5 protein-coding genes are annotated in these 3,759 nt (G+C 72.5%); all 5 read right to left on the reverse strand.

The window, feature by feature from the left end:
• A partial coding sequence (locus AOK23_RS40710; RefSeq protein WP_157878305.1) for an FAD-dependent oxidoreductase occupies window positions 1-185 on the reverse strand: 185 nt, incomplete at its 3' end.
• Window positions 182-562, reverse strand: a complete 381-nt coding sequence (locus tag AOK23_RS40715) for a hypothetical protein (RefSeq protein WP_055717447.1) — start codon at window positions 560-562, stop codon at window positions 182-184. The genes AOK23_RS40710 and AOK23_RS40715, both read right to left, overlap by 4 nt.
• Complete coding sequence (locus AOK23_RS40720; RefSeq protein ID WP_055717448.1) at window positions 559-1,992, reverse strand: aspartate aminotransferase family protein; 1,434 nt, start codon at window positions 1,990-1,992, stop codon at window positions 559-561. The genes AOK23_RS40715 and AOK23_RS40720 overlap by 4 nt, the downstream gene beginning before the upstream one ends.
• The gene (locus AOK23_RS40725; protein WP_206336427.1) at window positions 1,985-3,487 is read right to left on the reverse strand and encodes an NAD(P)/FAD-dependent oxidoreductase; all 1,503 of its coding nucleotides are present in this window, start codon (window positions 3,485-3,487) and stop codon (window positions 1,985-1,987) included. The genes AOK23_RS40720 and AOK23_RS40725 overlap by 8 nt, the downstream gene beginning before the upstream one ends.
• On the reverse strand, window positions 3,484-3,681 hold the full coding sequence (locus tag AOK23_RS40730) for a hypothetical protein (RefSeq protein ID WP_055717449.1): 198 nt from the start codon (window positions 3,679-3,681) through the stop codon (window positions 3,484-3,486). Before AOK23_RS40730 ends, AOK23_RS40725 begins: the two co-directional genes overlap by 4 nt.
• Between the last annotated feature and the right edge of the window lie 78 nt (window positions 3,682-3,759).

Genomic DNA, 3,759 nt, shown 5'->3' on the forward strand with positions numbered 1-3,759 from the left:
ATGTTCTCGGCCGGGCTCGCCCCGGCGAGCCGCGCGGTGTCGGCGCGCGGTCCCTCCTCCAGGACCGTCACCTCCCGCCCCGCCGCCGCGAGTTCGAGCGCGGCCACGCTGCCGCCCGCGCCGGACCCGATCACGACCACGTCCGCGTCGACGGTGCGGTGCCGCCTGCCCGGAATCGCCCTCATCGCCGTCCCCCTTCTCCCGCTTCCCCCGTACGGCCGTCGAGGGCGCCCAGCAGTGCCAGCGCGGTGCTCGACCTGACCACCTCGGAGAAGCCGGGCAGCGTGGACAGGGCCCGCATGCCCCGGCGGCCCTCCTCGCCCGTCGCGCCGCGCAGCGACCGCCCGCCGGACGCGAGCCGGTACGCCAGCGGCAGCAGGCGCAGGGCCGCCGCGTAGCCGGCGCGCTGGGCCGGCGGCAGGGCCCGCAGCGTGCCCAGGACATGGGCCTCCGCCGCGGCCCGGGCGGCGGGTTCACGCAGACAGGGGTACTGCCGCCACCAGTACGAGCGCAGTCCGCTGGAGCGCAGCGCGGACCGCAGCAGCCGGGGCCCGCGGCTCATCGGGGCCCCCTTCCCGCGGTCGCCTTCTCCTTGACGAAGTCCGCGAGCAGCCGGGGCGCGCCCTGCCCGAGCACGGTGTCGAGGGCGTCCAGGAAGATCCGCGCCTCCTCCTCGCCCGCCACCAGCGGTGGCGACACGATCAGCGCGATGCTCCGGTTGGAGCCGAAGAAGGTGAGGATGCCGTGGTCCCGGTAGAGCGCGGCGATCACCGCACCCGTGAGCAGCTTGGCGAACGCCTGCGGATCCTTGGCCAGTTGTCCTGGGATCATCTCGCGCACGGCCGCCGGCAGCCGGGGGCCCTGGCGCAGGTACAGGCCGTGCAGCGCGCCCCGGCCCGCCGTGCCCGCGACCATGTGCGGATGCCGGGCGGCGAGGTCGGCGAGGCCCGTGCCGAGGACCTCGCCGAGTTTGCGGGCGCGCCCCGGGAAGTCCTCCTCGACGGCGACCGACACCGCCTCCAGCGCCGTGGCGGTCTCCTCGCCGAAGCCGTAGTAGGTGGTGCTGTGCAGCGTCGCGTCGCGCAGATTGTCGTACGCCTTGCGGAAGACGGGCTCACGCGCGATGTACCCGGAGATCGACGACTTGCCGCCGCCGAACGACTTCGACGTCGTCACCACGTCGGGCACCAGGCCGGGGTGGTGCATGAAGTGGAACAGCTCACCCGTCTTGCCCCAGCCCGTGTACACCTCGTCGAAGACGAGCACGATGTCCCGCTCGGTGCACAACCGCCGCACCTCGTACAGGAAGTCGGCCGAGCAGGCGCGCAGACTGGACGCGCTGAACGGCTCCAGCACGACCGCGTAGACGTCGCTGCGGCCCCGCCCGTCGGTGTGCCGCTCCAGCGCCAGCCGGAACGACTCGAGGTCCCCGTAAGCGAACGCGTCCGTGCCCGGCAGCCGCGGATACGCGAAGTGGATCTCCGGGGACGCGGTGATGCTGCCCGCGCCCAGCAGCTTGCCGTGGAAGGCGATGTCCGTGTGCAGGACGGTGCCGCGCCGGCCCTCGTGGTACTTGTACGCCAGCTTCAGGGCGCCCTCCACGGCCTCGCCGCCCGAGTTGGGGAAGTACGAGATGTTCAGATCGCCCGGGAGCAGCGCGGCGAGGTTGTGGCTGAGCGCGGCCACGTACGGGGACAGGTAGTTCTTGTGGACCTCCATGCGCCGCGCCTCGCGGAAGCGGTCGCGGGCCCCGAGGATCCGGGGGTGGTTGTGGCCGTGGTTGAGGACGCCGACACCGCCGGTGAAGTCCAGGATCCGGCGTCCGTCGCGCAGCCGGATCCAGGCTCCCTGGGCACTGTCGACGAGGTCGCGGCCGAAGCCGAAGGTGCCGATGAGGGAGACCTGACTGCGGCTGACGTACTTGCCGTACAGGTCGTGGACCTGGTCGATGTCGAGGCGTTCGGCCTGGTCGAGGGTGAGCAGCTCAGGCACGGGACGCCTCCTCGGCCGGTGTCGCCGCCCGGCTGGTGCGGAGCCGGTCGGCGATCAGCCGGCCCGCCCTGCGGCCCTCGCGCACGGCGTAGTTGGTGCCCCGGTCCTCCGGGAAGACCTGCGCCATGCTCGCCAGGTACAGCCCGCCCAGCCGGGTCTCCAGCGGCGGCATCGCGCGGGTGTAGTCCGGGGTGATCACCGGCTGGGCGTACTCGGCGCGCCAGACGTGGTGGGCGTCGACCCAGGAGCGGTCGAAGCCGGGGAACATCTTCCGCAGGTGCGGCAGGCTGTACTCGAAGACCTCCTCGTCGCTCATCCGGTACAACTCGGCGTCGGCCGGCAGGTACTTGGACAGGTAGACGACGTGGCGGCCGCCGTAGTGCGCGGGGTCGTCCATGTTGGTGTGCTCGATCACACCGACGTACGGGAACGACGGGTCGTTGACGTTCAGCCAGTACGTGTCGGACAGCCTGCGGTTGTTCTCCAGGACCAGGCAGACGTTCGCCAGGTAGCGGATGCCGCGCAACTGCCGCACCAGGGCCGGGAGCGCGGGGTGTGCCGCCGGCCCCTCGGCGCCCTCGGGTTCCAGGAGGTCCGCCGCGAGCGCGGGCGCGGTGGTGACCAGTACGTGCCGGGCGGGCAGGAGGTCGCCGCCGCTCGTGCGCACGCCCGTCACACCGGTGTCGTCCGTGAGCACCGAGTCGACGGCGGTGCCGGTGCGGATCTCCACGCCCAGCTCGGCGAGGCGCTTGTGCAGCGCGGTCACCAGGGTCTCGCTGCCGCCCCGCAGGTAGTACAGGACCTCGCTGCCCGACTTGGTGCGGCTGCCGCCGCGCAGATGCAGTTTGGTCCACATCCAGGTCGCTCCGACCTGGTCGGCGTACGCGCCGAACTTCCCCTCCAGCAGGGGCCGCCACACCACCTCGTACACCCTGCGTCCGCCGAGCGAGATCAGCCACTCCTTGGCGGTGAGGTGCTCCAGGGACCGCCAGTCGTCGACCCGGCCGGCGCGCAGCGCCATGACGCCGAGCCGCAGCCGGTCCAGGAGCGGCAGCGGCGCGAAACGCAGCAGGTCCAGGGGGCGGGAGAGCCGGTAGATGGAGTTGGCGTAGTACATGCCGGTGCGGGTGAGGTGCGGGCGGACCGCGTCCGCGATGCCCAGCCGGTCGCACAGGCCGAGGATCTCCTCGTCCGAGTCGAACCAGTGGTGGTAGAAGCGCTCGATGCGCTTGCCGCCGCCGACGTCGAAACTGCCCGCCAGACCGCCCAGTTCCGCGTCCTGTTCCAGGACCGTCACCCGGTGGCCGCGCTCGGCCAGCTCCAGCGCGGCGGACAGACCGGTGAAGCCGCCGCCGACGACCACGGCGTCCCGCACGCCGTCACGTGCCCCCTCGACCGAGGCGGCATCACCGGTCATCTCGACCGGGGCGCCGTCGCCGGTCACCTCGGCCCGGACCTCGGTGTCCCGGCCGTTCTGCCTGTCGTGTGTGTTCATGAGCGCTCCTCGACGTGTGTGGACGAACCTGTCAGGGCCGGGCTGTGGCCCGAGTCGATGCGTTCCATGACGAGATAGGGCGGGCGTCCCTGGACCTGCCGGAACACGCCGAGCAGGTACTCGCCCAGCACCCCGCAGGCCAGCGACTGCATCCCGAACGCCCCCAGCTGCGCGGCCTCACGGGCGCTGCGCATCCCCACCTACATCGGTGTCGCCTCCCTGCTGGGGGCCGGCGGTGTCGGCGTGGTCCGGCGCAGCGCCCGTGAGGCCGC

This window comes from Streptomyces torulosus (genome assembly GCF_001419765.1).
Lineage (GTDB): Bacteria > Actinomycetota > Actinomycetes > Streptomycetales > Streptomycetaceae > Streptomyces > Streptomyces torulosus.

Excerpts from the sequence above, each read along its gene's own strand:
- AOK23_RS40725 (WP_206336427.1), bottom strand. The coding sequence starts at position 3,487 with ATGAACACACACGACAGGCAGAACGGCCGGGACACCGAGGTCCGGGCC.
- AOK23_RS40730 (WP_055717449.1), bottom strand. The coding sequence starts at position 3,681 with ATGCGCAGCGCCCGTGAGGCCGCGCAGCTGGGGGCGTTCGGGATGCAG.
- AOK23_RS40715 (WP_055717447.1), bottom strand. The coding sequence starts at position 562 with ATGAGCCGCGGGCCCCGGCTGCTGCGGTCCGCGCTGCGCTCCAGCGGA.